The organism is Bradyrhizobium sp. TM233, assembly GCF_036247965.1.
In the GTDB taxonomy this organism is placed as follows: domain Bacteria; phylum Pseudomonadota; class Alphaproteobacteria; order Rhizobiales; family Xanthobacteraceae; genus Bradyrhizobium; species Bradyrhizobium ottawaense.
The window spans coordinates 1-26,471 of the sequence record NZ_BTIG01000010.1 but is presented as its reverse complement, the minus strand read 5'-3'; the positions used below and the strand labels follow the sequence as shown (position 1 = coordinate 26,471).

The following is a 26,471-nucleotide window of genomic DNA, read 5'->3' as shown; positions in this document are numbered from 1 at the left end:
AGGTATGACGGTGTCATGCCCCGTCCCCGGAAATCCGCCGCATGATGCCGGCGCATGAGACCTACGACGTTATTGTCATCGGCGCCGGTGCCGGCGGCATGACGGCGGCGGCCGTTGCCGCTGCGCAGGGCCTGCGCGTGCTGGTGATCGAGAAGACCGCGTTCGTCGGCGGCACCACCGCCTGGTCCGCCGGCATGGTCTGGATTCCCGCCAATGCCAAGATGAGGGAGGCCGGGCTCTCCGACAGCGTCGCGGATGCCGTCCAATATCTGTCGAGCACGGTGCCCGAGCCTGCCAATGCCGGTCTGCGCGCCGCCTTCCTCGCGCGCGGGCCCGAGGCGATCGCCTATCTCGAAGCCAACACGGAAGTTCGCCTCCAGCCGGTGAAGGCCTGTCCGGATTGTTATCCGGAGCGGCTGGGGGCAACGGCTGGCGGCCGCGTGCTGGAGCCGGCTGCTTTCGATGGCACGCGGCTCGGCGCCGCTTTTGCGCGATTGCGGCCACCGCTGCCGGAGTTCACGCTGTTCGGCGGGATGATGGTCAATCCTCTCGACGTTCCGCACCTGCGCAGCGTTGGAAAATCGCTGCGCTCGACCATGCGTGCGGCGCGGCTGGTCTCTCGATATGCGCTGCAGCGGCTGCGCAGCCGGCGCGGAACGTCGCTGCATCTCGGCAACGCACTTGCCGCGCAGCTCTATGCTTCGCTGCTGGCGCGGCAGGTTGAAGTTCTCTTCAGCGCCGACGTCGAAGACCTCTCGCTGCAGGGCGACCGCGTCAGCGGCGTGGTGATCCGTCATGGCTCGCGCGACCGGCTGATCGCAGCGCGCCGCGGCGTGGTGCTGGCAACCGGCGGCTTCTCGCACGACGCGAGCTTGCGCAAGCGCTTCTTCCCGGCGGCGGCCGGATTTGTCTCGGCGACCAACACCTCGGGCACCGGCGACGGACTTCGGCTCGCGGCGACGACAGGTGCCGCGCTCAACGCGGACGCGACCAGCCCGGCCTATTGGGTCCCGTCCTCGCTGTTCCGCCGCGACGACGGCAGCCGCGGCGTGTTCCCGCACATTGTGACCGACCGCGCCAAGCCCGGTGTGATCGCCGTCAACGCGGCGGGCCGGCGCTTCGTCAACGAGGCGCTGTCCCACCATGAATTCGTGCTCGCCATGCTCCGTCATGGCAATGGCGAGCCGTTCTATCTGATTTGCGATCGCCGGTTCCTGTGGGCCTACGGCCTCGGCCGCATCAAGCCGTTCACGCGCAGCTATCGGCGCTATGTGGTGAGCGGCGAGCTGGTCGAGGCTCCTGACATTGCGCAGCTTGCGGCGAGGATCGGCGTCAAGCCGCCGGTGCTCACGGCGACGATCGCGAGCTACAACGAAGGCGCGAAAGAGGGGCGCGATGGCGAATTCGGCCGCGGCAGCACCATCTACCAGCGCCATCTCGGCGATATCAGCCACAAGCCCAACCCCTGCGTCGCGCCAATCCTCCGCACGCCGTTCTTCGCGATGCGCATCCATCCGGCCGATCTCGGCACGGCCATCGGCATGAGGGTCGATCCGCAAGCCCGGGTGTTGCGCGAGGATGGCACGCCGATCGCGGGCCTCTATGCCTGCGGCAATGACATGGGCTCGATCATGAACGGCAATTATCCGGCGCCGGGCATCGCGCTGGGGCCGGCGCTGACGTTCGGGTATATTGCAGGACGGCATCTGGCGGAGGGGAGTGTGGCGCGTGAGACCGCTGCCAGCCTGTTGACGTCGGTCTAGCCACCCCCACCGCTGTCATGCCCCGCGAAGGCGGGGCATCCAGTACGCCGCGGCCTATCCGTATTTCACTGCCGTCTCGGAGTACTGGATCGCCCGGTCAAGCCGGGCGATGACAGCAAGTGTGAGGCTCGCGCCTGCCTCCTCCGTCACTCCGCAGCCGCCGCAAATCGGCTGTTCTCCAGCTCCGCTTCCAGCCGCGCCGTCTCGGCTGCCGCGAGCTTGACGTTGGCTTCCTTGACGTGGCCGAATCCGCGGATGATTTCCGGCACCCTTGCGAGCCGTGCCAGCAGCGGGAGTTGCTCCGCCTTCAGCCCGGCGATTCGCTGGTCAATCATCGCCAGATAATCCGCCATCAACTTCCGCTCCGTCCGGCGCTCCTCGGTGCGGCCGAACGGATCGAAGGCACCGCCGCGCAGGAACTTGAGCTTGGCGAGAACGCGGAAGGCATGGATCATCCAGCCGCCGAACTCCTGCTTCTGCAGCCGGCCCGTCGTCTTGTCGCGCCGAGCGAAGATCGGCGGAGCGAGGTGGTATTTCAGGTTGAAGTCGCCGTCGAACTTCTCCGACACCTTCTTCGCGAAGCTGCCGTCGGTGTAGAGCCGCGCGACCTCGTACTCATCCTTGTAGGACATCAGCTTGAACAGGTTCTTCGCGACGGCCTCGGTCAGCTCGATTGACACGGCAGAGGCGGAGGTTTCCGCCTTGCGCACCTTGGCGACGGCCGCGAGATAGCGATCCGCGTACGCCTTGTCCTGATAGCCCGTCAAAAACTCGGCGCGGGTCGCGATGATGTCGTCGAGGGACTTGGTCGGAGCGGCGGCGCGGCTCTTGAACTGGAGCACGCTGCGCACCCGCGACATGTCGTGGGCGGCCAGGCGTCCCCAGGTGAAGGCGAGCTTGTTCATCTCGATCGCGGCGCCGTTGATTTCGATGGCGCGCAGCAGCGCTTCCAGCGACAGCGGGATTGCGCCCTTCTGGAAGGCAAAGCCGAGCATGAAGGGGTTGGTCGCGATGCTGTCGCCCAACAGCGCGGCGGCAATGCCGGTGGCATCGATGATATCGAGGTTGTTGTCGCCGACGGCGTCGCGCAGCACGGTCTGCATCGTGCCCATCTCGAAGTCGAGATCGGGATTTTGCACGAAGCTCGCGGTCGGCTGCAAATCGGCGTTGATGTAGGCTCTGGTCACGCCACGTTCGGCGCGGCTGAGCGCGGAGGGGCCGGCCGAGACGATCATGTCGCAGCCGAGAATGACGTCGGCGCCGCCGGTGGTGATGCGGACCGCGGAGATGTCTTCGGGTCTCCGTGCGATGCGGACATGGCTCATCACGGCACCGTTCTTTTGCGACAGGCCGGTGAAGTCGAGCGCCGAGCAGCCGCGGCCGTCGACATGGGCGGCCATGCCGAGCAGCGCGCCGATGGTGATGACGCCGGTCCCGCCGATGCCGGTGACGAGGATATTGTAGGGCACGTCCAGCTCGCGCGCGGGCGGCAGCGGCAAATCGGCGAACAGCTGGCCTGAATCGACGGCCGAAGTCTTCATGCGCTTCAGGGTGCCGCCGTGCACGGTCACGAAACTCGGGCAAAAACCCTCGACGCAGGAAAAGTCCTTGTTGCAGTTCGACTGGTCGATCTGGCGCTTGCGGCCGAATTCGGTCTCCAGCGGTTGCACCGAGACGCAGTTGGAGGCTTGCGAGCAATCGCCGCAGCCCTCGCAGACCAGCTCGTTGATGAAGGCGCGCTTGGCCGGATCGGGATAGAGCCCGCGCTTGCGGCGGCGGCGCTTTTCCGCGGCGCAGGTCTGGTCGTAGATCACGACGGTGAGGCCCTTGATGTCGCGCAGCTCGCGCTGGACGGCATCGAGCTCGCGGCGATGGTGGATAGTCGCGCCTTGCGGGAAGTAGTTTGCTTGCGGGTACTTGCTCGGATCGTCCGAGACGATTGCAAGACGCTTGACGCCCTCGGCCCAGACCTGATGCGCGATCTGCGCGACATTGAAGGCGCCTTCGGCGGGCTGGCCGCCGGTCATCGCGACGGCGTCGTTGTAGAGGATCTTGTAGGTGATGTTGATGCCGGCGGCCGATGCCGCGCGAAGGGCGAGAAGCCCGGAATGGGTGTAGGTGCCGTCGCCGAGATTCTGGAAGATGTGCTTCTCGCTCGTGAAGGGCGACTGGCCGATCCAGTTCACGCCCTCGGCGCCCATATGCGAGATCAGATCGGTGCGGCGGGTCGGCATGCTCAGGGCCATGCCGTGGCAGCCGATGCCAGCCATGGCGCGGCTGCCTTCGGGCACGCGCGTCGAGGTGTTGTGCGGGCAGCCCGAGCAGAAGAACGGCGTGCGTGCGAGCTTGATCTGCGAGCTGGCGGTGACCGGATGGTCGAACGCCTCGAGCCGGGCGAGGCGCTGCTCCAGCACCGGGCTGTGATGGCCGAGCTTGCGCAAGCGTGCCACCAGCGCGGCGGCGACGATGGTCGGCGTCAGCTCGCCCTCGCTTGGCAACAGCGGCGCGCCGCGCTCGTCGCGCTTGCCCGTGATCGTCGGGCGCCTGGAGGCATCGATGTTGTAGAGGATGCGCATCAACTGGTCTTCGATGAAGCCGCGCTTTTCCTCGACCACGAGAATATCCTGAAGGCCCTCGGCGAAACGCTTCGCGCCGGTTTCCTCCAGCGGCCAGGTCAGTGCGACCTTGTAGATGCGCAGACCGAGATCCTGCGCGTCCTTGTCGGTCATGCCGAGATCGGCCAATGCCTGGCGCAGATCGAGATAGGCTTTGCCGGTGGCGACGATGCCGAGCCGCGCCGGCTTGGAATCGAGCACGATGCGGTCGAGCTGGTTGGCGCGGGCGAAGGCCTGCACCGCGGCCATCTTCGGGCCGAACAGGCGCCTCTCGGCATCCAGCGGCGGATCGGGCCAGCGGATGTTGAGGCCGCCGGGCGGCATCTCGAAATCCTCGGGCAGCACGATCTTGATGCGTTCAGGGTCGCTGTCGATCGACGCCGAACTTTCCACGGTCTCGCTGATCGCCTTGAATCCGACCCAGCAGCCGGAGAAGCGCGACAGCGCGAAGCCGTAGAGGCCGAGATCGAGGTAGTCCTGCAGCGTCGCGGGATTGATCACGGGGATCAGCGCCGCCGCGAACACCTGCTCGCTCTGATGCGCCAGCGTCGAGGACTGGCACCCATGGTCGTCACCGGCCAGCGCCAGCACGCCGCCATTGAGCGAGGTGCCGGCGGCATTGGCATGCTTGAGCGCATCGACCGAGCGGTCGACGCCGGGGCCCTTGCCGTACCAGATGCCGAACACGCCATCGACCTTGGCGCCGGGAAACAGGCCGACCTGCTGGCTGCCCCAGACTGCGGTGGCCGCCAGATCTTCGTTCAGGCCTGGGACGAAGGCGATGTCGTGCTGCTGAAGGTGTGACTTCGCGCGCCACAACGCGTGGTCGTACATGCCGAGCGGGGAGCCGCGATACCCGGAGATGAAGCCGCCGGTGTTGAGTCCCTGGAGCCGGTCGCGTTCGCGCTGCAACATCGGCAAGCGAACCAGAGCCTGTGTGCCGGACAGGAAGATCCGCTTCGATTCGAGCCGGTATTTATCGTCCAGCTCGACCTGCAACAGCGTCATGTCGGGGATCCTTGTTGTCCTGGTCCGGCGAGGGATTTTGCGCCGCGGGAGGCTCGCGGCTTTGCGGAGCGGAAGCTCGCAGTCAAGAGCATGGGCCGGCGAAGTCAATATCGCTGGCCGCATCCGTGGCGCTCCTGCTAGTCATGGCTGTCTGTGGAGGAGACCAATGGCTGCAAACGTGTTCGAGACCGAAATCACCGAGACGGCCGAGGCCCTGATCGGACCGTGGCGCCAGCCGCGTCAGATGCTGCAAGCGCAAACCTACGACGCGCACGCGTCCATTCACGACGACGCCACCGCGCAGAAGCTCGGCTTCAAGGGCGGCACCATCGAAGGCCCGACGCATTTCAGCCAGTTCGCCCCGCTCGGCGCGCAGCTGTGGGGACGCGCCTGGTTCGAGACCGGCTGCCTCTCCGCGCATTATCGCAGCGTCTGCTATGAGGGCGAGGAGGTGCAGGCGATCCTGTCGAAGCCACTGCCCGGGACAAGCCAGTGCCAAATCCAAATGGTCAAGCGCGATGGCACCGAGGTGCTGCGCGGCACGGCCTCCGTCGGCGAACCGCACGCAGCGACTGCGCTGGAGGCGCGCCTCGCCGAGCTCAAGCCGCTCGCCGATCCCGTCATTCTGCGCGACGTCAAGGTGGCGCAGACCGGCAGGCGGCAGACGGTCCGCATGGCGTTCGATCAGACCATGGGCGACCTTTATCCCTTCTCGCTGCGGCAGAAGCTCGCGGTCATTACCGAAAGCTCGCCATACTATTCCGGCGCCGACAATCCCTGGGGCAGACCGATCATCCCGATGGAGATGCTGAGCGTGCTGTTTCAGTACCGCTCGAAGGATGATCCGCTCCCGGCCAAGGGCCCGGCCGTCGGCCTGTTCGCCGATCAGGAGATCCGGCTGGTGAAGGGGCCGCTCTTCGTGGACGAGGAGTACGCGGTCGAGCGCGAGGTGGTCGCCCTCTCCGGCAGCCGCCGCACCGAAAGCGCCTGGGCCAGGACGCGTGTGTTCGACAAGGCGAGTACGGTGGTCGCCACCATGCTGCTGAACATGGCGACGATGAAGGACTCCTATGCGCCGTACGCGGAAGAGTATCGGCAGCTGTATGGGGCCGGGCGCTAGGTTACGTCAAAGCTGTTCGTAAGACCGCATGCGCGCCATTCCGCCCCATTGTTCGAAGATGGGCTGTGCCGTCGCATTGATCTCCGCCACGGACATTCCCCGGCCCACGCCTGAACCGGCGAACGCCGCCCAGATCACGTCCCTGGTCCCGAGGCCGCCCCGTTTGGGGTCGGCAGTGATGCCGAGGCTGGAAGCCAGCGCGATCGAGCCTTCGCCGATCTTGTCGGCTGGGCCCGTCTCGGCAAACTGACAGAAGCAGAGCTTGCCGTTCAGCTTGTTGTAGGCGACCCCGAGGTCGCCAAGCCGCAACACCTTGACTGAGGTGAATTGCCGGAAGCGGCCACCGGGCAGGACCAGGAACGGGATGGTGCTTGCATCGACGTAATGGCTGGGTCGATCGGCAGGGAAGCCCGGGTTGGTCAGCGATGTCGTTGAGACAAAATAGCCGGGCGCCGGATCCGCATTGTCCTGAATCCTGGGAGCGCCGCGCGCATCGGTCACGAGCGCCCACCAATTTCCAGGCCGTCCCGCGTTCGCGAGGAAATCGAGCGCGACGGCGTTGTTCTGGTGATAGGCCTTCGGCGCGCCATCTGCATCGACCGCGAACCTGCCGCGGAAGACGGCGGCGCAAACATCGGTCGTCTCGTAGACCTGCCAGCCTTCGGGCGCGCTATAGGCGAGCCGTATGGGGTCATGCGCTGGCACGATCCCCTGCATTTCGACGCCAAAATTGGCGACGGCCGGCGCGCCGCCAAAGCGCTCGCGCATGGTTTGATCGATCTTCGGCCAGGTCAGGCCGGACGAGATGGGATTGTCATCGGAGCGAAGTTGAACATGCGGCGCATCCTTGAACCGCGGCCAAAGCAGGCCCGCCGTCAGGCCAAGCCTCTTCGCTTCCTGGGCATAGACCTGATAGCCGTTGACGCCGTTGATCTTCCTGGTCGTCGACCACTCGGCTCTCCCGTCGACCTCCCAGAAGCAGTCGATGGCCTCCCCCCATTGATGCCAACTGTTGCCCGGAAGGACCTTGGTCACCTCGTCTCCGTTCTGAGGGCCGACCGATTCCAGCACGTCCGCAAGATACGAGGCGCCGCTTTGCCGGAGCATCGCGATCGCGTTGTTGATCTCAATGATCGAACGCGATTGCCGCCAATAACGCGCCTGCTGCGCGGGGGTTCTGACGCTTTCGGTCGGAACCATGGTGACGTCGTTTGCGGCACAGGCTTGAAGCAGCTCGCTGACCAGCGAGCGGAATTCCGGGACGAGGTCGCCCAGCGAAATAGCCATCGGAAAACTCCACAATCAAATGTTGCGCAATCCGAAAATGCTACCGAATCTGCAGGACGGTGCAAGATCAGGATGAAGAAAAAGTGGGACGGACAAATCTGCCAAGTGGCGAAGTGCGAGGTCAGGTCTCGGCCTTATCGTCCCGTCATTCCGGGGGAGACGACGTGCCCGCCCAAGCGCGAAGGCCAAAGCGTGCCGTCAGCCCCGGCATGGCGGCGGGAGAGGTCGCGCCGCTCATCCTTTGAGCAAATGCACCTCGCAAAGCCGTCGCACAGGGAATAAGCAGGCGTCGGTTCTCTTCCTAACCTTCTGAGCATGCAGCGAATTCGCTCGCAACCTGCGCGCGACTGAAATTGTACACAATGGCACGCCGCTTGCAGAACTCCGGCAAAGAAGTTCTCGCGAGGGGCGGGCGTCATGCTGGACTCGAGCAAGCCGACATTGGGCGTCATCAACGCCGAGCCCGAGCCGATCAAGCTCGACTGGCCGAGCACCGCGCTTCTCATCATCGACATGCAGCGCGACTTCATGGAGCCCGGCGGCTTCGGCGAGACGCTCGGCAACGACGTCAGCCAGCTTGCGCGCGCGGTGAAGCCGATCGGCGCGATGTTGGCGGCGGCGCGCGACACCGGCATGCTGGTGATCCACACCCGCGAGGGCCATCTGCCCGATCTCTCCGACGCGCCGCCGGCGAAAGTCGAGCGCGGCGCGCCGAGCCTTCGCATCGGCGATCCCGGCCCGATGGGGCGCATCCTCATCCGCGGCGAAGCGGGCCACGACATCATTCCCGAACTCTATCCGCTCGACAGCGAGATCGTGATCGACAAGCCCGGCAAGGGCGCGTTCTACGCCACCGAGCTCGGTGACGTGCTGGAGAAATACGGCATCGAGAATCTGCTGGTGTGCGGCGTCACCACCGAAGTGTGCGTCAACACCACGGTGCGCGAGGCCAATGACCGCGGCTACCGCTGCGTCGTCATGTCGGACGGCTGCGCGTCCTACTTCCCCGAGTTTCACGAGATGGGCCTGAAGATGATCAAGGCCCAGGGCGGCATCTTCGGCTGGGTCGCAACCTCGGCCGCGGTTCTGGAGGCAATGAAGGTTTCGACCACATAGGGGTATTGTCATGAGCACATTGACGGGGACGACCGGCAAGTCTGAGTTCAATACGTCTGAGTTCAAGCCGGCACTATGGACATCGGGCGACTGGAACGCGTTTTTCGGCTTCGGCACCAACATCCTCGTCAACATGCTGGTGCTCACGGGCCTGCTGCGCTTCGTCTTGAAGATGCCGGACAGTCTGGTGTTCGGCCGCATCCTCCCAGCGCTCGGGCTGATGATGTGCCTCTCGACCTTCTACTACGCCTACCTCGCCTATCGTCTGGCACAGAAGACCGGCCGCAACGACGTCTGCGCGCTGCCCTCGGGCGTCAGCGTGCCGCACATGTTCATCGTCACCTTCGTGATCATGCTGCCGATCACGCTGAAAACCGGTGATCCGCTCAAGGGCTGGTCGGCCGGCCTGGTCTGGGTGTTCTTCCAGAGCTTCATTCTCATGATCGGCGGCTTCATTGCGCCGTTCATTCGCAAGATCACGCCGCGCGCGGCGCTGCTCGGCACCCTTGCCGGCGTCTCCGTCACCTTCATCTCGATGCGGCCGGCGCTGGAAATGTACATGACGCCGCAGATCGGCCTCGTCTGCTTCGCCATCATCCTGGTGAGCTGGTTTGGCGGCGTGAAATATCCGCGCGGCATTCCCGCAGGCCTCGTCGCCATCGCCGTCGGCATGATCATCGCATGGGGCTCGAACCTGTTCGGGCTCGGTCTCGGTGGACTAAGCGTCAAGGGTGTCGGCGATGCCTTTGCCAATTTCGGCTTCTCGGTGCCGCTCCCCGCCGTAGGCTACGTCTTTTCCGGCTTCGAATTCCTCGGCATCATCCTGGTCACCGCCATTCCGTTCGGCATCTATGACCTCGTCGAAGCCATGGACAATGTCGAGAGCGCGGAAGCCGCCGGCGACGAATATCCGACCACGCGGGTGCTCACGGCCGATGGCGTCGTCAGCCTGATCGGTTGCCTGATGGGCAATCCCTTCATCAACGCCGTCTATATCGGCCATCCCGGCTGGAAGGCGATGGGCGGCCGCATCGGCTACTCGGCGGCAACCGGCATTATGGTGATCGTGCTGGCCTGGTTCGGCATCATCTCGGTGCTGCTGGCGCTGGTGCCTGTGGTCGCGATCTCGCCCATCCTGCTCTATATCGGCATGCTGATCGGCGCGCAGGCGTTCCAGACCACGCCGGTCAAGCACGCCCCCGCGATCGTGCTGGCGCTGACGCCGCATCTGGCCGCCTGGGCCAAGCTGCAGATCGACACGATGCTCGGCTCGACCATGAATGCGGCGGCAACCGTCGGCGGCATGGCCGCCGACAAGGCGGACGCGGTGAAGGCTGCCGCGATCGCCGCGCTGCCGCAGCAGGGCGTGTTCTACCACGGGCTGGAGGTGATGGGCGGCGGCTCCATCCTCGGTGGCCTCATCCTGGGCGCGATCGGCGTCTTCATCATCGAGCGCGACTTCGAGAAGGCATCAGGCTTCGCGCTGGTCGGTGCGGTCCTGACCTATTTCGGCTTCATGCATGGCGAGGCCGTCGGCATCGGCGGCGGATTCGGTGTCACGCCCGCCGTCGCGCTGGCCTATGCCGCGATGGCCGCCGGCCTGTTCGCGGCCAGCAAGCTCGGCGCCAGCGAACACTATGCCGCGCATCCGGAGATGTCGGCCGCGCCGGCGGAGTAGGAGAAGGAAAGCAGAGACTGCGGCCGGGCGGCGTCATGCTGACCGGCCGTTTCCTTTCGAACCGCACGCCAGGGCAAGTCAACCCAGCTGGTTGATCCACTCGCGGAAGAGTTCCGGGCCAGCTGCGACGGCGGCTGCAAGATCGCGGGAGTCACGCGCTGTGCGCGGCGAGTAGCCGAAGCGTTGCCGGAAGCTGCGGCTGAAATGGGCCTGGCTCACGAAGCCGAATTCAGCGGCGATCTCTGCATTCCAGCGCTCTTCGCCTGCGTCTTCGAGCAGTACGTGGATCGCCTCGAGCCGCCGTCCGCGGATGTAATCGGCGACGCCCGCCAGCGGCGTGAAGACGCGATAGAGCACCGAGCGGGACACGCCGATCTCGCGGCAGATGGTTGCCACCGAGAGATCGGGATGACCGAGATTTTGGTCGATGAAACGGCTGGCGCGATGAAGGATGGCGATGTCGCGCCGGGCGAGCCCTTGCTCGCGCGGCTGCGCGGCCATGCCAAAACATCCGCGCAGCAGTCCAAGCGTCGTCCGGACCGCTTCGGGCGCCTCGTTCTCCCCCATCGCCGGAAGCCGTCGTCGTAGCAGCCCCATCTGATCGGCCAGCACCCGGCCGGCGGCGCCGTCGAGGACGAGCCCGTGCAGGTCGAGCCCATCGGGCGCGGCGCTGACGATTGCATCGCGCTCGACGTCGAGGCTGATCGTGTCGGTCGCCGTGGCGACACCATCGAAGGGCCGGGTCAGGTCGAGCACCAGCACCTGGCCGGGGCCGGCGGAGATCGGCTCGCCGTCGACCTCGCCGCTCCAGGCGCCGCGACGGAGCAGCAGCAGCGCGAATGAGTTGCGGCCATCGGCCTTCGCCAGCGCGGCGGAGCGGGTGAAGCGCACCGGCCCCATCCGCGTGGATGCGGCCACCAGGCCGCCCAGCAGCCAGGCCTCGGCCAGAACCTCGAAATCGTCGCCGGCCGTGCCCTCGGGGACCGACACCTCGTAATGCGTGAGAATCGCGCGGTAGCGGTCGAGCCGCTCGGCGGCAGGCAGCTCCGCTGTATCGAAGCGCAGATACGGAATTTTCGTCATGCCAGGCCGCTCCCTTCGGCAGTTGGTCTGCAAATTGGGACGATCAGGCAAGTTTCCACGCCGTCGAACCGCAGTCTCCGGACATGAATATTCATATTATCGCGCGCGGGCCAGCCGTGCGTGTTTCGCGGCCCGGACAATTTGCAATGACGTGAAGGTAGGGCGATGAAGGCGCGGGGGACGGGTTTTGTGGCGCGGTTGGCCGATGGGCGGGCCAGCGAGAGGGCGGGACGAACGGGGAGAGGTGCGGCGCGGCGCCGAATGCTGCCAGCCTCGATCTGTGCGGTCGCGGCGATCGTGCTCGGCGCCTTGCTCGATATGCCATCCGCACAAGCGCAGTTCGTCTGCGTCGATGCCAGCAACAGCACCGGCGGCGCAGGCGCAGGCTCTGCCACAAGTACGGCGTGCGGCAGCGGCAGTGCGGCCGGCGGCGTATCCAGCTCCGCCTATGGTGCGTCCAGCAATGCCTCTGGCGATTTCGGCGTCGCCGTCGGCGCCTCGAGCCAGGCGACCAGCGTGCAAACAACCGCGGTGGGGTATGGCGCCCACGCGCTCGGTCAGTACACCTCCGCCATCGGGGCGCAGAGCGCGGCAAGTGGCTACCAGAGCGCCGCATACGGCTATGTGAGCAGCGCGAGCGGCGATCAAGCCGTAGCCGTTGGCTCAAATAGCAGTGCAGGGGGCTGGTTCTCCACGGCGGTGGGGGCCAGCTCCCAGGCCTCGGGGGACTTCGCAACCGCGTCCGGTGGCCGGAGCACGGCGACCGGCCTGTCCAGCTCGGCCTACGGTATGGACAGCTATGCGTATGCCGACAGTTCGGTGGCGGTCGGCTCGTGGGCGGTCGTCAATGCGGGCAGCGCGAATGGAACGGCCGTCGGCACCAACAGCGTGGTGACCGGCGCGAACAGCACCGCGGTCGGTGCGCTCAACAACGTCACCGGCACGAGCAGCGGTGCGTTCGGCACCGGTCAGACCGTGCGCGGCAATGGCAGCTACGCCATCGGCGACCCCAATACGCTGAACGGCAATGGCAGCTTCGTGCTGGGCGACAACAACACGATCAACGGCACCAACCAGATCGGCCGGGGCGACAACGTCAACGTCGTCGGCTCCAACAACGCGGTGGCCGGCACCGCGAGCGCAGCAGGCTCCTCGGTGTTCGGCTCCGGCAACGCCGTCAACGCGCCCAATGCGCTGGTGATGGCGAACACGGCGACCGTGACCGGGACAGGCGCCGTTGCGATCGGCAACAGCGTATCGGTCGCGGGCGCGAACGCCGTCGCCGTCGGCAACAATACCAGCGCCGGCTTCGCCAATTCTGCCGCCTTCGGCAACGGCGCCACGGCGACGCGCGCCAATCAGCAGACGTTCGGCACGGCGGGCAACACCTACACCATGGCCGGCGTCACCTCGTCTGCGAGCAAGGCCGCGCAAAGTGGCGCGACGCAGCTCGTGACGTCCGACGGCGCCGGCAATCTCGCGACCACCACGCTCGCCAATCTCGGCCTGGCTTCGACGGGTGATCTCAGCGCCATCAATGCACAGCTCGCCAGCATCAACGGCCGTCTCGACGACCTCAGCAGCCGGACCAGCAAGGCGACCAGCGGCGTCGCCATGGCCTTTGCCATGGCCGGCGTGCCGACGCTGTTACCGGACGAGACCTTCGCCGTGACGATGAACTACGGCACCTTCGAGCGGGCCAATGGTCTTGCGCTCAATGCGGCACTCCGCCTCAATCGGAACATGCAGTTCAACGGTGGAATCGGCTATGGACCCGACCAGCGGGTCGCCGGCGGACGCGTTGGCCTGCGCGTGGGATGGTGAGTGCATGGTATCCCACGATTGACCGTAGGTATGCTTCTCATCGTAGCTTGCGCGCCCGTGCGCGCGGAGGCGCAACCATCGCCCTCGGCTTCGCGGATCGGATCAGGGCCGCACGGCCGGCGTCTCCATCGGCAGGCCGCGCGCCCGCGACATCAGATAGAGCTCGAGCGCGACCAGCTCGGGCGAGCCGTAATCATAGGCCTGGGCACGGACGCCGCTCATGCAGCTGCGCAGCCGCCGCTCCAGCGAACCCAGCGTCTGCCATTCCAGGCGGTAGAGTGGATAGCCGGTCGGCTGCGCTTGCGTGATCGGCGCACCCGCGAGGCGTCTGTCGAAATTGTCGTCGTGGCAATTGGTGCAGGCGAGGTTGAGCTGGCCCTCGCGCTGCATGAAGAGTTCGCGGCCTTGCTCCACGAAGGGCTTTGCTTGCGGATCGTCGCCAGCGGTGATCGCGATACCGCGCGATTGGTGGGCGACGAAAGCGGACAGCGCCAGGAGGTCGCGGCTCTCGTAGGGCAGTGGTGAGGCCTGCTGATGATTGGCGCGGCAGAGATTGATGCGCTGGTCGAGCGTGACGGGGTGACCGAGCGTCTTGTCGATGGCGGGATAGCGTGCGGCGACGCCCTTCATGCTGCTGCGCGCCTCGCCATGGCAGTCGGCGCAGGACTTCTCCGCGCTGCCGGTCTTCTTGCCCCACAGCTGTTCGCCATCGAGCACGAACAGCATGCCGGGATTGGAGGTGTCGTCATCCTGCATGGCGCGCGTGTCCGGGCCCATGAAGGAGTAGCCGGACCGGCGCGCATCGGGCGGGATTTCGCCGGCGAGCAGGGCAGGGGCCGCGGCGAACAAGGCCGCCGCTGCTATCGCGCGCCAAACGCTCATTCGACGGTGATCGATGCCGATGCGATGGACGCATAGCCGTTGTCGCCGATCCATTCGAACTCGAACTTGCCGCTCTCCTTGGCCACGGTGAAGAAGGACAAGTAGGGATTCGCGGCGATCGCCGGAAAGAGGTCGGCGCGAAAGATCTCGGCGCCGTTGTAGCGGCAGGTGAAGCTCGTGATGATGTCGCGCGGCACCAGCTTGCCATCCACGGTGTGGCGGAAGCCTGTTTCCATGATGTGCGAGGTCAGCGTGCGGATCTCGATGACGTCGCCACGCCTGGCCTTCGCGGGAACGTTGATAAGCGCGGCCATCAGTTCATCTCTTCGGTGCAGGCGGCCAGCGTCACGACGACATCAACGGCGACCTGCCAGAACGTGTCGTCGGACAGGCGCGCGATCGCGACCACCTTCTGGGTGTCAGCGAGGCGGATACGGGTCGAGACCTGGGCGCGGCCCGAGGAGGGGTTGAGATAGAAATTGCCGATGTTCGGCTGCGGGTTCTTCTCGTTGAAGACGTGGATGCTCTTGACGTGATCATCAGCCGTCATCGGGCTCGCGACGCTCACCGTCATCGGCACGGTGTTTCCGTTCTCGACCAGCGGCGGAATGTCGAGCTTCACCCTGCCGGTGCGAATTGGCGCTTCGCCGACGACGTTGCGGATCGCAGTGTTGAGCATCGCAGGCGTCGCGTGAAGCGGCCGCAGCGTGACGATCGGAAGCGTCCCGACGGCCGTCACGCCTCCGGCGAGGCTCAAAAATTGTCGTCGCGTGGTTGGCATGAACAATCCTTAGTCGCGAAGCGTTGCAAGAAAAGCCACGATGTCCTCGATCTCCGCGGCCGACAAGATCGGCTTGCCGGCAAAATTGCGTCCGACTCGCACGAGGTCGTCATTGCGAAAATAGGACGGCATGATGGTCTGTGCGTTGAAGCGCGCCGCATCGATCAGCCGAAGCCGCAACTGGCTCGCCGACCAGCGGTTCCCGGCGCCTGTGAGGTCAGGTGCGAGATCGCCCTGGAATCGCGTTTCCGGGAAGGGGCCGGAATGGCAGAGGATGCAGGTCGTGGTGCGCGCCAGCACCAGCGCGCGCCCGCGCGTGGCATCGCCGGGAGAGCCGGTGAGTGAGGCTGGAATGCCGTCGCCGACAATCTTGTAAGGGACGAGTTCGTCTGCCTTGGTATGCGAGGAGAGGGCAAGGCTCGCTACGATGAATGCGGCAATCGCGGGTATTGGACGTAATGATCGAGGTCGCCGCGAACTCCACTTACCTCTCCCGCTTGCGGGAGAGGTCGGCGCGCAGCGCCGGGTGAGGGTTCTTTCCTCTGGGTGAGTCTTCGTTGTCGAGACACCCTCTCCCCGACCCTCCCCCGCTGGCGGGGGAGGGGGCGCACTGTGGTCGTAGCGGTGGCTTCGTCTCGTCATGATCTAGCCAAAGGTGTCCGCCGTGATGGTTTGAAACCAGCGTTTCGCTTCGGCGGCCTCGCGCGCGCGCAGCTCGCGCGGCGCATCGACGGGGCTCGTGGCGCCGCCGTCGACCTCGGCGAAGATGTCGCCCTTGGGCTGGTAATTGCCGGCAAGCGAAAAGCCGTAGCCGGGCGCGACAGTGTTGTAGCAGACGCCGGTCAACCGTGGCGTCTCGGGTGTTCGGCCCGCGAGCGAAGCGACGATCGCGGCGGCACAAGCCTTGCCTTGCGCACTCGCGGCGGATGCCGATTTGGGAATGCCGCCGCCGAGGCAGGCATCGCCGATGACGTGGATGTTCTTGACGAGCTTCGACTCGAAGGTCACAGGATCGATCGGGCACCAGCCGGTCGCATCCGTAGCGCCCGCGATCGCGGCGATACGCCCCGCACGCTGCGGCGGAATGACATTGGCGACATCGGGCGTGTAGTTGCCGAACTCGGTGATGATGGTCCTCGTAGCAGGATCGACCGAGGTGACGCGGCCGCCTTGCGACAGCGCGACGCGCTCGATCATGTCGCCGTAGAGCTCCTTCCACGCCTTCTCGAACAGCCGCTGCTGGGAGAAACTGTCCTTGGCGTCGAGGATCAGCACTTTTGACCGTGGCTTGTTCGTCTTCAGGTAATGCGCGATCAGGCTGGCGCGCTCATAAGGCGCCGGTGGGCAGCGCGAGGGATTGGCCGGGATCGCAATGGCGACCGTGCCGCCGTCAGCCATTGCCTCCAATTGCTTGCGTAGCAAAAGGGTCTGCGCGCCGGCCTTCCAGGCGTGCGGCATCTTTTCCGACGCAGCCTCGTCGTAGCCGGGCAGGGCCTCGAAGTGGAAGTCGATACCGGGCGAGAGCACGAGGCGATCGTAAAAGAACGAGGTGCTGTCCTCTACAGTGACGCTTTGTTGCTGCGGGTCGATCCTCGTCGCGGTCTCGCCGACGACAAAGACGCCGTCGGCGGCGAGCTTGTCATAGCTGAATTGTTGGAGTTGGATGTCGCGTAGACCCGCGATCACTTCGTTGCTGAACGGGCAGGCGGTGAACACCCTGTTCGCGTCGATCAGCGAGACGTCGAGTGACGCATTGGCTCGCTTCAATGCTCGCGCGCAGGCCGCGCCGCCAAAGCCGCCGCCGACGACGACCACGAGGCCCGCAGACCGCGCGCGCAAAATCGATGGCCGCGCCAGCGTTGCGGCTGCCGCGGTGATGCCGAGGACGGCATTTCGCCGTGTCACCGGCACATTCATGGATATCATCCGGAAAATGCTGCGGCGGCCGTCGTGGCCGCCGCAGCGCGTCTCTTAGGCGAAGGTGATGTTCTGATTCCGCAGCGGCACCGAGCGGATGCGCTTGCCCGTCGCTGCGAAGTACGCATTGAGCACGGCTGGCGCGGCAACGCCGATGGTGGGCTCGCCGACACCGCCCCAGAACCCGCCGCTCGGCACCATCACCGATTCCACCTTCGGCATCTCGTTGATGCGCATCGAGTTGTAGGTGTCGAAGTTGGTTTGCTCGATCTTGCCGTCCTTGACGGTGCAGCCGCCGTAGAACAGTGCGGAGAGGCCATAGACGAAGGAGCCCGCGATCTGCCGCTCCACCTGCGCCGGGTTGACGACGTAGCCGGGATCGGTGGAGGCGACGATGCGATGCACCTTGATCTTGCTGCCGTCGGTCACCGAGATTTCGGCGGCGCCGGCGACATAGCTGCCGTAGCCCATGACCTGCGCGATGCCGCGATAGACGCCCTGCGGCGCCGGCGTGGTCCAGCCGATCTTCTCGGCGACGGCATTGAGCACCGCCAGATGCTTGGGGTGATTGCCCATCAGCTTGCGGCGGAATTCGAGCGGGTCCTGGCCTGCGGCCTGGGCCAGCTCGTCCATGAAGCACTCCATGTAGATCGCGTTGTGATTGACGTTGACGCCGCGCCAGAAGCCCGGCGGGACGTGCGGGTTGCGCATCGCGTGCTCGACCAGCAGGTTCGGCACCGAATAGCCGAACGCGGCCTCGCCGGATTGGGCGACGCCCTGGAAGGCGGCCGGATCCATGCCGTTCTGCAGCGCTTCGGGGCGCAGCGAGAACAGGATCGACTGCCCGGACAGGCGGTAGTGCAGCGCGACCAGGTTGTTGTCGGCATCGAACGCGCCGGTCATCTTGCACTGGGTGATCGGATGATACCGGCCGTGCGCCATGTCCTCTTCGCGCGACCACAACAGCTTGACCGGCGTGCCCGGCATCTCTTTGGCGATCATCACGGCCTGGCGGACATAGTCGGTCTGGCCGCGCCGGCCGAAGCCGCCCCCTAACATCACCTTGTGCACGTCGCACTTGTCGGCCGGCAGGCCGGAAGCTTCCAGCACCGCCGCAAACGCAGCCTCGCCATTCTGCGTGCCGCACCAGACCTCGCATTTGTCCGACGTATAGAGCGCGGTGGCGTTCATCGGCTCCATCGTGGCGTGGTTCTGGTAGGGATAGGAGTAGACGGCCTCGACCTTCTTCGCCGCACTCGCAATCGCGGCCTTGGCGTCGCCGTTCTTGTTGCCGACATAGGCCGGCTGGTTGTTATCGAGGCCCTCGGCCAGCCACTTGGCAATCGTCTCGCTCGAGACTTTTGCGTTGTCGCCCTCGTCCCAGACGATCGGCAGCGCATCCAGCGCGGTCTTGGCGTGCCACCAGGTGTCGGCAACGACCGCGACCGCGGTATCGCCGACCTTGATGACCTTCTTCACGCCTTTCATGCCGGCGATCTTGGCTTCGTCAAAGCTCTTCAGCTTGCCGCCGAACACGGGGCAGTCCTTGATCGCGGCGTTCAGCATGCCCGGCAGCTTCACGTCGGCGCCGTAGATCATGGCGCCGGTGGTCTTGTCGGCGGTGTCGAGCCGCTTCACGCCCTTGCCGATCAGCTTCCAGTCCTTCGGATCCTTCAGCTTGACGTCCGCCGGCGGCGACAGCTTGGCTGCGGCCTCGGCGACCTTGGCGTAAGTCGTGGTCCGGCCCGATGGCGTATGGGTGATGACGCTGTTCGCGGCCGCGCATTCGGAGGCTGGCACCTTCCATGCGTCGGCGGCGGCCTGGATCAGCATCACGCGCGCGGTGGCGCCGCCCTTGCGGACGTAGTCCTGCGAGGAGCGGATGCCGCGGCTGCCGCCGGTCGAGAAATCGCCCCAGACGCGCTTGCGGGCAACGCTCTGGCCGGGTGTCGGATATTCGGTCGTGACCTTGGTCCAGTCGCATTCGAGCTCCTCGGCGACGAGCTGGGCGAGACCGGTGAGCGAGCCCTGGCCCATCTCGGAGCGGGCGATGCGAATCACGACGGTGTCGTCGGGTCTGACCACGACCCAGGCGCCGATTTCGGGCGAGCCGTCGGCGGCGCGGACCACGGCGGGGCCGCCGAAGGGGATGTCGAGGCCGATGGCGAGGCCGGCGCCCAGCGTGGCGCTGCCGATGACGAAGGCACGACGATTCATCTTGGGGGAAACGTGCTTGTTCATGGGGCGGCTCCTTACGCGCTGGCGATCGTGTGGATCGCTTCGCGCACCTGCTGGAAGGTGCCGCAGCGGCAGATGTTGGTGATGGCCTCGTCGATGTCGGCGTCGGTCGGCTTCGGCTTCTCGCTCAGCAGCGCCGCCACCGCCATGATCATGCCGCTCTGGCAATAGCCGCATTGCGGCACGTCCTGGGCAATCCAGGCCTCCTGCACCTTGTGCAGCGTGTCGCCGGAGGCGAGCCCCTCGATGGTGGTGATCTTCTTGCCCTGGGCTTCGCTCACCGAGACGCCGCAGGAGCGGGTGGCGACGCCTTCGATGTGGACGGTGCAGGCGCCGCATTGTGCAATGCCGCAACCGTATTTCGTGCCGGTCAGGCCGGCATTCTCGCGGATCGCCCAGAGCAACGGCGTATCCGGCTCGACGTCGAGGGTGAAGGTTTTTCCGTTGATTGTTAGGTTTGCCATCGCAGTCCCCTGATTGGCCCAATCCACCGATTGAACTCACGGGCGCAATGTGTCCGGCAAACTGGAACTGTTCAAATCAACAGTCCGAGGGGTGAAATGCGAAGAATTAGGCCTCCCGGGGGAAGATTGTGGAGTGAGCGGTGTTTTGTCTCACCCCCATCATGGTCGATTCGATCGACCTCCGCGGGCGCCAATTCATGGGTCTGAGGCGACGCCGAGCTGTGAATGCGGGTTCCAGGGCTGATCGAGGCCGCGGCGACAGTTTGTCCCTTTTGCCGGGGTACAAGACGCAGGCGCTTTGGTACACTGCGCCGACGCGAGAAGGAGTTCCAATGAACGTGCCGAGTCCTAACGTGCTGATGTTGTACCCGCTGTTCTCGGCAGAGTCCTTCTGGACCTTTGGTGAATCCTGCAAGGTCTTGGGCGTAAAGCGCCCTGCAGCTCCCTTGGGTCTGATCACCGTGGCTGCGATGCTGCCCGAAAGCTGGACGGTCCGGCTGATCGATTGCAATACGGCGCCCTTCAACGACGAGGATCTCGCCTGGGCCGACGTCGTCTTCACCGGCGGGATGATGCCGCAGCAGGCCGACACGCTGCGCCTGATCGAAATCTGCCGCGCGGCCGGCAAGCCAGTGGTCGTGGGCGGTCCCGATCCGACTTCAAGCCCCCACATCTATGAGCGGGCCGACTTCCGGGTGCTCGGCGAGGCCGAGAGCGTCATTGATGAATTCATTGCGGCCTGGGAGGGTGGCACGCGGTCCGGCGTTTTCACCGCACCGAAATTCCAGGCGGACGTGACCAAGACGCCGGTGCCGCGTTTCGACTTGCTCAAGTTCGACGACTATCTCTATCTCGGTGTGCAATATTCGCGCGGCTGTCCCTTCACCTGCGAGTTCTGCGACATCATCGAGCTCTATGGCCGCGTGCCGCGGACCAAGACGATCGAGCAGATGTTCGTCGAGCTCGAGAAGCTCTATCAGATGGGCTACCGCGGCCATCTCGACTTCGTCGACGACAATTTCATCGGCAACAAGAAGTCGCTGCGGCAATTCCTGCCGCAACTCGCAGAATGGCAGCGTACCCACGGCTATCCCTTCGAACTCTCCACCGAGGCCTCGATCAATCTCGCCGACGATCCGGAATTGCTGGAGCTGATGGGTTCGGCCAACTTCTTCGGCATCTTCGTTGGCATCGAAAGTCCGGATCCGGCGACGCTCGTCGCCATGCGGAAGAAGCAGAACACGCGGCGCAACATCGCCGAGAGCATCCACAAGATCTACGCCGCCGGCATGCTCGTCACCGCGGGTTTCATCGTCGGCTTCGACAATGAGAAGGTCTCCATGGCAGACGCCATGATCGACTTCATCGAGGAGGCGGCGATTCCCGTCAGCATGGTCGGACTGCTCTATGCCTTGCCGAACACGCAGCTGACGCGCCGCCTGGAGCGCGAAGGCCGGCTCCATGCGGGCCACGATGTGGCGCCGACCATCGGCGCCGATCAGTGCACGGCCGGGATCAATTTCGATCCGGTGCGCCCGCTGCGCGACATCCTGATGGACTACAAGCGCGTGCTGGAGCGCGTCTACAGCCCGGCCGCCTATGCAGGACGCGTCGACCGCTTGATGACGCTGCTCGACCGTTCGCGGCAGCGCCACGAACTCGCGGAAGGGGATATCCGCGCCAAGCTCGGCGCGATGGAGACCGTGCATCGTGTCGTCTCCGCGCTTCCTGAAGCGCGCGGGCCGCTGTGGCAGACCTTCATGAACTGCGCCAAGCGCGACACCTCATCGGCGCGCATTGCGGTCCAGATGATCGCAGCCTATGCCCATCTCGGACCGTTCTCGCGCAAGGTCATCGCCGCCATTGACGCGCGCCTGGCGGCGCTGGACGAGCATATGCCGAATCCAACCGTGGCTGCGGGCGCGACCGAGGCTCGACATCTGGGCTGACATCCGGGGGCGTGATGGAACCGCCCACGACGCTTTGATGCGCTGCCCGGTGTGGCGTCGGCAATCAAACTGGCTGTCATGTGTGAGATCCCGGCTTGACAGCAGGACAACCTCAAGCTGATCGTCATCAGGACGACACCGGGCTTGCTGCGATTTCGGCGTCTGGACGTTCCGCGCGGGCATTTGAATTGGCCCGCGAGGCTCAGTGCTCGTCTGCCATTGCGACCGACGTCATTGCCGGAAGAGCTTTAGCGGGGTTGGGCCATGTTCAGGAAGGTGATCGGCTGGTCGGTTGCGCTGATTGTCGTGGCGGTGCTGGTCTTCGCGTATCTGCCTTCCTTCATCGCCGATTCCATCTACAAGAACGTCGACGACATCACCGACGGTGAGATGCCCGCCACCGTCACGGCCTTTCAATCGGGGCCGGACGTCGTCAGTACCATCGGTGGCAGCGGCGAGGGCCTGAACTGCAGCCTGCCGCGCTGGGCCAACATATTCTTCGACGGCGGCAGGGATTCCAACCAGAAGCGCCATCTCGTCCTGCAGCGCTTCAGGCAGGCGTGCGTCTTTCACGACCTGTGCTATCGCCATGGCCTTGCGACCTATGGCTATAACCAGAACGATTGCGACCGCATTCTGCAGAACGCGGCTTTTCGACTCTGTCTCTACATACGAAACGGCAGCCAGGAGAGCAGCGCGGCGCGCTGTCAGACCGACTCCAAGATGGTTCTGGCAGGCGTGAGCCTCGGCGGATACGACGCCTATCGCGGTTGGGACCGATCGACCTATTTCGAATTCGATTCGGACCCGTCGCGGTCGAACGGATTTCTGGTCAGCCGTGTGGTCAATCATCCGTTCAAGACGGCAGCGCCGGCCAAATATGGCAGCGACCCCGATCAGGTCATTCTCATGTTCGAGAACGTCCGCTCCAATCTTGCGGTGACCTGCATCACCTGCGCAAGCGTTCCCGTTCTCGAATGGACGACCGATCCCAACGCCGTCAGCGCCGAATTGCGCTCGGTCGGCGTGACGCGGTTGCCGGAGGCGCTGCTCAAGCGCGAGCCCATGCTGTCCGAGACCATGCCGGTCTGGTTGCCGCCGCGCCGCCGGCACGCGGCGCCGCATCTCCTGGTCGATGGAGCGGGCAGGGACCATCTGATCTGGATGAGCCGGAACAACCCGCAGGACAGCATGTCCTGTATCGTTGGCGCCGATGCGGCGCGCCTTCTCACCAATACCCTGCCGGCCCGGGATCTCTGCTCGGTCGATGCGGGCCCGTCGCTCAGCAGGGTGGAGGTCGACATGTTCGCGACCTCTCCGATTCCGATGGAAGTGCCCGGAAGTCCGGATCTGATCTACGCGACGTCGATCAGCGCACAGAAGACAAAAGAGCAGCATCTGAGCTTCTGCTCCCGCTCTGCGTCCAGGAAGGTCGAGGAGTCCGGAGGCGACGACAAGTCCAAATGCGTCACCTTCCCTGAACCGGAAGTTCGCAAAGGCGCGGCGCTCGGCGCATTTCAGAACTTTCCGCTGGTTCGCGCCGGACAGCAGATCTATGTCGCGCGGGACATCGATCAGCGGACGGACTCGCTGCTGACCGCCGCCTGGCAGCGCGCCTTCGGCAATAGCTTTTCGCCCGACGGTGCCCTGCTCGTGATCGACGTTGCGGCGCCGCTCGCCGCCAAGGGGCCTCTTGCGGCCAAGCTGAAGAAGATCGTCCGGTTCAACATCGACGATCGCTTCGATCCGATGATGCCGATCACGCGCAAGGCGGACGATCTGCGATTCCTGAGCCTCGAGGCGACGAAGTCGAGCGTGCACCTTCGCACGATCGATTTCGCCAGGGACAACCCCTCCGTTGGCAATGCGCGGCTGACGATGGGCAATGGTGACGTGGAGCTGGACCGCTCGTGGGCGGAGAGACCCGTGCTGGTGCTGGAGACCAGGGAGGCGCGACCGAGGACCAAGCTGGTGTTCTCGCGGGGGGAGATAGCGGTCGAACCGGGCAAACCCGACGTGTCCCGCGCGACGACCGAAGTGTTGACGCTGCAGACCCTGGTTTTCGAACGCGATGCGGTCGCGCCGCCCGATGCGCCATTCGTGAAATCGGCTGGCGCGGCTTGCCGGATCGTCTATGAGTTCGAAGCGAACCACACCGATTGGCCGTGCTACCGCGCGTTCGATCCCGACCGCACGATGCGGGCCTCGCCGGCGACGCGGATGCAGGCTTCCCAGATGCTGGTTGGGCGGTTCAGCCAAGGCGGCGGCCATGGCCTCGCATTTCCCGATCTCTGCCTGAAGTCGGAGCCGATCATCCTGACGCCGCAAGGGGGCACGTTCGCGCCTCTGAGCGAGACCGCGGGCTGGAAGGGCCCGCCAAGGCTGACGCGGACGATCAAATGCGAGCCGCTCGATGCCGCGGCCATCGTGAGCCGTCCCATCGCGCAGAAGGCTCCGTGAAGGCCGGCCGAGTGAGGCGCGCGAACGCGTTCGGTCTACTTCACCGCCAGCCGCAGGAAGCTCATCACGCTGCCGAGCGCGGCAAAGCCGGCGCCGAGCGCCAGCGCGACGGTTGCGCCGTCGTGGCCGGCGAGCGCGAAGCAGAGCGCCGCGAGGGCCGCGCCCGTTGTCTGTCCCGTCAGGCGCGCGGTCGCGACGATGCCCGAGGCGCTGCCGCTGCGATGCGGCGGCGCGCTCGACATCACCGCCTTCATGTTCGGCGCCTGGAAGAAGCCGAAGCCCATGCCGCAGATCACCATCCGCCAGATGATGTCGGCAATGGCGGGGTTGGCCGGAAGCGTCGCGAGCAGCGCCATGCCGAGGCCGAGCAGCACCAGGCCGATGCCGCCGAGCAGGCCAACCGCGTGGCGGTCGGACAGGCGTCCCGCGATCGGCGCCATGATGCCGACCACCAGTGGCCATGGTGTCATGAAGAAGCCGGTCTCGACCTGCGAGCGGCCGAGCACGTCCTCGAAATAGAACGGCAGCGAGACGAAGGCGAGGCCCTGCACGGCGAAGGAGCACACCGCGGTCGCGGCCGACAGCGCGAACATCGGCCGGCTGAACAGATCGATCGGCAGCATCGGCGCCGGGTGGTCGGCGTGGCGGCGCGTCAGGATGACGCCGAGCGCGAGGGCCGTCACCAACTCGATGCCCACGACGACCGGCGACAGATTATGCGCGGCACTGCCGATGCCGGTGATGAACAGGCCGAGGCAGGCCGACGCCAGGATCGCGCCGAGAAAGTCGAACCCGTGATCGGCACGCGGCGTCTTCGGCAGCATCGCAAAGCCGATGCCGATCGCGACGAGGCCGAACGGGATGTTGACGGCGAACAGCCACGGCCAAGGGCCGATCGCCAGGATGGCGGAGGCAATCGTGGGCCCGAATGTGAAGGCGGTCGCGACCACCAGCGCGTTGTGGCCAAAACCGCGGCCCAGCATCCGGCCGGGATAGACGAAGCGCACCAGCGCCGTGTTGACGCTCATGATGCCGCTGGCACCCAGCCCCTGCAACGTGCGGGCGACCAGCAGGCTGTCCAGCGACCACGCCACCGCGCAGAGCAGCGAGGCGATGGTGAACAGGATGAGGCCGCCGAGATAAATGCGCTGGTGCCCGACGATCTCGCCGAGCGCGCCCAGTGGCAGCAGCGTCGTCACCAGCGCGATCTGGTAGACGTTGACCACCCAGACCGACTGCTCGGGGCTGACATGCAGATCGGCGGCAATGGCGGGCAGGGCGATATTGGCGATCGCGGTGTCCAGCGAGGCCATCGCCAGCGCGGTGAAGATCGCGGCAATCGCCCAGCGCCGCTGCGTGGCGGGGAGGCCGTCGGAGATGGTGTGGTCGTGCTCGCGCGCGGCGGAAGGTAACGTGATTGTCATTGCCTTGGTGTCATTGCCTCAGCGCGTTGCTTCGGCGGCGTGGCCGAAAGGGTCTTTCGGCATGTACTACGCCCGCGCCGCCTGCCACAGACACACGCGTGCATGCTGTGTATGCGCACCGCCCGCGGCTGCTGGCTCCGGCAAAAAGTGCGAAAACAACCCCATGCACAGTAGAGATGGGCTTGATCAATAAGGGGTTTTCAATCGGCAACGGGACGACATCCGCCGTTGCGACGACGACACGTCGGGCAAAACACCGGCAAGCACGTTATGCTGACGACACCCGGCAAGCATGTGGACGCGCGCCTCTCACGAGCACGATTGGCCGCCTTTGAAGGCAAGGGAGATGCTCGGCGCGCTGTCGCCGACATTGTTGCCGGCGCCTCCTGCACTGTGTTGCCTTAGCAGGCGAGGCCACGCTGACGAAATCGGCGTTCAGCTACACCGTCAGGCGGGTCTAGCAGCGTGAACAGGCGGAGATCGCGCCGGGAGATCGGGTCGTCCCGAACGATGGATTGCGCGAGGTCGCGGCAAGACGGCTGGTAAGAAGCCGGCGGAATAAGTGACGTGGAGATCAACGCTCGTGGTGGAAAACCGTCACTCAAACACAAGCCCCAGCGCCAGCCAGGTCGCAAGAGACAAGCAGACGCCAATTCCCAAATAGGGCAATGCAAGGCGCATCGGTCACTCCTCAGCTCCGAGACGCTGCGAAAACGCCGTCAGCTTCGCATGTTCGCCGTGCCCTGCCCATATTCCATACGATGTACGAGCTTTGGTTTACCGTGGACGGCAACGTACCCGACTGCGCAATGAAGACGATGCCAACAGGAAGCAAACGCGCCTGATTTGACGCCCTCATACC

Annotated in this window: 18 protein-coding genes; 7 read left to right on the top strand and 11 right to left on the bottom strand. The window is 65.3% G+C overall.

Annotated features, from left to right (window positions below; all coding sequences use genetic code 11):
- Positions 1-41: 41 nt before the first annotated feature.
- A complete protein-coding gene (locus AABA86_RS21880; RefSeq protein ID WP_338308405.1) occupies positions 42-1,763 on the top strand; it encodes an FAD-dependent oxidoreductase in 1,722 nt (573 codons plus the stop codon).
- Positions 1,764-1,909: 146 nt separating this feature from the next.
- Here the strand turns inward: AABA86_RS21880 and AABA86_RS21875 are convergent, their stop codons facing one another.
- Positions 1,910-5,386 carry an indolepyruvate ferredoxin oxidoreductase family protein gene (locus AABA86_RS21875; protein ID WP_338308404.1) on the bottom strand — a complete coding sequence of 1,159 codons (3,477 nt, stop codon included), beginning with the start codon at positions 5,384-5,386 and terminating at the stop codon, positions 1,910-1,912.
- Between the two features lie 166 nt (positions 5,387-5,552).
- Between AABA86_RS21875 and AABA86_RS21870 the strand changes: the two genes are divergently transcribed.
- Positions 5,553-6,506 (top strand): hypothetical protein, encoded by a 954-nt coding sequence (locus AABA86_RS21870; protein ID WP_338308403.1) that lies wholly within the window; start codon positions 5,553-5,555, stop codon positions 6,504-6,506.
- A 6-nt stretch (positions 6,507-6,512) separates the two neighbouring features.
- Here the strand turns inward: AABA86_RS21870 and AABA86_RS21865 are convergent, their stop codons facing one another.
- Complete coding sequence (locus tag AABA86_RS21865) at positions 6,513-7,793, bottom strand: glycoside hydrolase family 75 protein (RefSeq protein WP_338308402.1); 1,281 nt, start codon at positions 7,791-7,793, stop codon at positions 6,513-6,515.
- Between the two features lie 417 nt (positions 7,794-8,210).
- On the opposite strand from AABA86_RS21865, the gene AABA86_RS21860 reads away from it, so the two are divergent.
- Positions 8,211-8,909 carry a cysteine hydrolase family protein gene (locus tag AABA86_RS21860; protein WP_338308401.1) on the top strand — a complete coding sequence of 233 codons (699 nt, stop codon included), beginning with the start codon at positions 8,211-8,213 and terminating at the stop codon, positions 8,907-8,909.
- 10 nt (positions 8,910-8,919) lie between these two features.
- Positions 8,920-10,587, top strand: coding sequence for a regulator (locus AABA86_RS21855; RefSeq protein ID WP_338308400.1), 1,668 nt, complete (start codon positions 8,920-8,922; stop codon positions 10,585-10,587).
- Between the two features lie 78 nt (positions 10,588-10,665).
- On the opposite strand, the gene AABA86_RS21850 is transcribed toward AABA86_RS21855, so the two are convergent.
- Positions 10,666-11,670, bottom strand: a complete 1,005-nt coding sequence (locus AABA86_RS21850; RefSeq protein ID WP_338308399.1) for a helix-turn-helix domain-containing protein — start codon at positions 11,668-11,670, stop codon at positions 10,666-10,668.
- A 261-nt stretch (positions 11,671-11,931) separates the two neighbouring features.
- Between AABA86_RS21850 and AABA86_RS21845 the strand changes: the two genes are divergently transcribed.
- On the top strand, positions 11,932-13,494 hold the full coding sequence (locus tag AABA86_RS21845) for a hypothetical protein (protein WP_338308398.1): 1,563 nt from the start codon (positions 11,932-11,934) through the stop codon (positions 13,492-13,494).
- Positions 13,495-13,596: 102 nt separating this feature from the next.
- On the opposite strand, the gene soxA is transcribed toward AABA86_RS21845, so the two are convergent.
- From soxA to AABA86_RS21810, 7 genes are all read right to left on the bottom strand, one after another.
- A complete protein-coding gene (gene soxA / locus AABA86_RS21840) occupies positions 13,597-14,376 on the bottom strand; it encodes a sulfur oxidation c-type cytochrome SoxA (protein ID WP_338308397.1) in 780 nt (259 codons plus the stop codon).
- Positions 14,373-14,690 carry a thiosulfate oxidation carrier complex protein SoxZ gene (soxZ, locus tag AABA86_RS21835; protein ID WP_338308396.1) on the bottom strand — a complete coding sequence of 106 codons (318 nt, stop codon included), beginning with the start codon at positions 14,688-14,690 and terminating at the stop codon, positions 14,373-14,375. The genes soxA and soxZ overlap by 4 nt, the downstream gene beginning before the upstream one ends.
- Positions 14,690-15,157, bottom strand: coding sequence for a SoxY-related AACIE arm protein (locus AABA86_RS21830; protein WP_212247825.1), 468 nt, complete (start codon positions 15,155-15,157; stop codon positions 14,690-14,692). The genes soxZ and AABA86_RS21830 overlap by 1 nt, the downstream gene beginning before the upstream one ends.
- Before the next feature lie 9 nt (positions 15,158-15,166).
- Complete coding sequence (gene soxX, locus AABA86_RS21825) at positions 15,167-15,607, bottom strand: sulfur oxidation c-type cytochrome SoxX (RefSeq protein ID WP_338308526.1); 441 nt, start codon at positions 15,605-15,607, stop codon at positions 15,167-15,169.
- Positions 15,608-15,802: 195 nt separating this feature from the next.
- Positions 15,803-17,074 carry an NAD(P)/FAD-dependent oxidoreductase gene (locus tag AABA86_RS21820; RefSeq protein WP_338308395.1) on the bottom strand — a complete coding sequence of 424 codons (1,272 nt, stop codon included), beginning with the start codon at positions 17,072-17,074 and terminating at the stop codon, positions 15,803-15,805.
- Positions 17,075-17,128: 54 nt separating this feature from the next.
- On the bottom strand, positions 17,129-19,315 hold the full coding sequence (locus tag AABA86_RS21815; RefSeq protein ID WP_338308394.1) for a xanthine dehydrogenase family protein molybdopterin-binding subunit: 2,187 nt from the start codon (positions 19,313-19,315) through the stop codon (positions 17,129-17,131).
- Positions 19,316-19,326: 11 nt separating this feature from the next.
- A complete protein-coding gene (locus AABA86_RS21810; RefSeq protein WP_212247830.1) occupies positions 19,327-19,776 on the bottom strand; it encodes a (2Fe-2S)-binding protein in 450 nt (149 codons plus the stop codon).
- Between the two features lie 332 nt (positions 19,777-20,108).
- Here AABA86_RS21810 and AABA86_RS21805 point away from each other — a divergent pair, with 332 nt between their 5' ends.
- The gene (locus tag AABA86_RS21805) at positions 20,109-21,725 is read left to right on the top strand and encodes a B12-binding domain-containing radical SAM protein (protein WP_338308393.1); all 1,617 of its coding nucleotides are present in this window, start codon (positions 20,109-20,111) and stop codon (positions 21,723-21,725) included.
- Between the two features lie 264 nt (positions 21,726-21,989).
- Positions 21,990-24,185: a hypothetical protein gene (locus AABA86_RS21800; RefSeq protein ID WP_338308392.1), complete on the top strand. Its 2,196-nt coding sequence runs from the start codon at positions 21,990-21,992 to the stop codon at positions 24,183-24,185.
- A 35-nt stretch (positions 24,186-24,220) separates the two neighbouring features.
- On the opposite strand, the gene AABA86_RS21795 is transcribed toward AABA86_RS21800, so the two are convergent.
- A complete protein-coding gene (locus AABA86_RS21795) occupies positions 24,221-25,609 on the bottom strand; it encodes an MFS transporter (RefSeq protein WP_338308391.1) in 1,389 nt (462 codons plus the stop codon).
- Positions 25,610-26,471 lie beyond the last annotated feature (862 nt).

Bases quoted from the DNA above. Each gene is read 5' to 3' on its own strand.
- AABA86_RS21880 (WP_338308405.1), top strand. From the start codon at position 42: ATGATGCCGGCGCATGAGACCTACGACGTTATTGTCATCGGCGCCGGT.
- AABA86_RS21875 (WP_338308404.1), bottom strand. From the start codon at position 5,386: ATGACGCTGTTGCAGGTCGAGCTGGACGATAAATACCGGCTCGAATCG.
- AABA86_RS21870 (WP_338308403.1), top strand. From the start codon at position 5,553: ATGGCTGCAAACGTGTTCGAGACCGAAATCACCGAGACGGCCGAGGCC.
- AABA86_RS21865 (WP_338308402.1), bottom strand. From the start codon at position 7,793: ATGGCTATTTCGCTGGGCGACCTCGTCCCGGAATTCCGCTCGCTGGTC.
- AABA86_RS21860 (WP_338308401.1), top strand. From the start codon at position 8,211: ATGCTGGACTCGAGCAAGCCGACATTGGGCGTCATCAACGCCGAGCCC.
- AABA86_RS21855 (WP_338308400.1), top strand. From the start codon at position 8,920: ATGAGCACATTGACGGGGACGACCGGCAAGTCTGAGTTCAATACGTCT.
- AABA86_RS21850 (WP_338308399.1), bottom strand. From the start codon at position 11,670: ATGACGAAAATTCCGTATCTGCGCTTCGATACAGCGGAGCTGCCTGCC.
- AABA86_RS21845 (WP_338308398.1), top strand. From the start codon at position 11,932: ATGCTGCCAGCCTCGATCTGTGCGGTCGCGGCGATCGTGCTCGGCGCC.
- soxA (WP_338308397.1), bottom strand. From the start codon at position 14,376: ATGAGCGTTTGGCGCGCGATAGCAGCGGCGGCCTTGTTCGCCGCGGCC.
- soxZ (WP_338308396.1), bottom strand. From the start codon at position 14,690: ATGGCCGCGCTTATCAACGTTCCCGCGAAGGCCAGGCGTGGCGACGTC.
- AABA86_RS21830 (WP_212247825.1), bottom strand. From the start codon at position 15,157: ATGCCAACCACGCGACGACAATTTTTGAGCCTCGCCGGAGGCGTGACG.
- AABA86_RS21820 (WP_338308395.1), bottom strand. From the start codon at position 17,074: ATGAATGTGCCGGTGACACGGCGAAATGCCGTCCTCGGCATCACCGCG.
- AABA86_RS21815 (WP_338308394.1), bottom strand. From the start codon at position 19,315: ATGAACAAGCACGTTTCCCCCAAGATGAATCGTCGTGCCTTCGTCATC.
- AABA86_RS21810 (WP_212247830.1), bottom strand. From the start codon at position 19,776: ATGGCAAACCTAACAATCAACGGAAAAACCTTCACCCTCGACGTCGAG.
- AABA86_RS21805 (WP_338308393.1), top strand. From the start codon at position 20,109: ATGAACGTGCCGAGTCCTAACGTGCTGATGTTGTACCCGCTGTTCTCG.
- AABA86_RS21800 (WP_338308392.1), top strand. From the start codon at position 21,990: ATGTTCAGGAAGGTGATCGGCTGGTCGGTTGCGCTGATTGTCGTGGCG.
- AABA86_RS21795 (WP_338308391.1), bottom strand. From the start codon at position 25,609: ATGACAATCACGTTACCTTCCGCCGCGCGCGAGCACGACCACACCATC.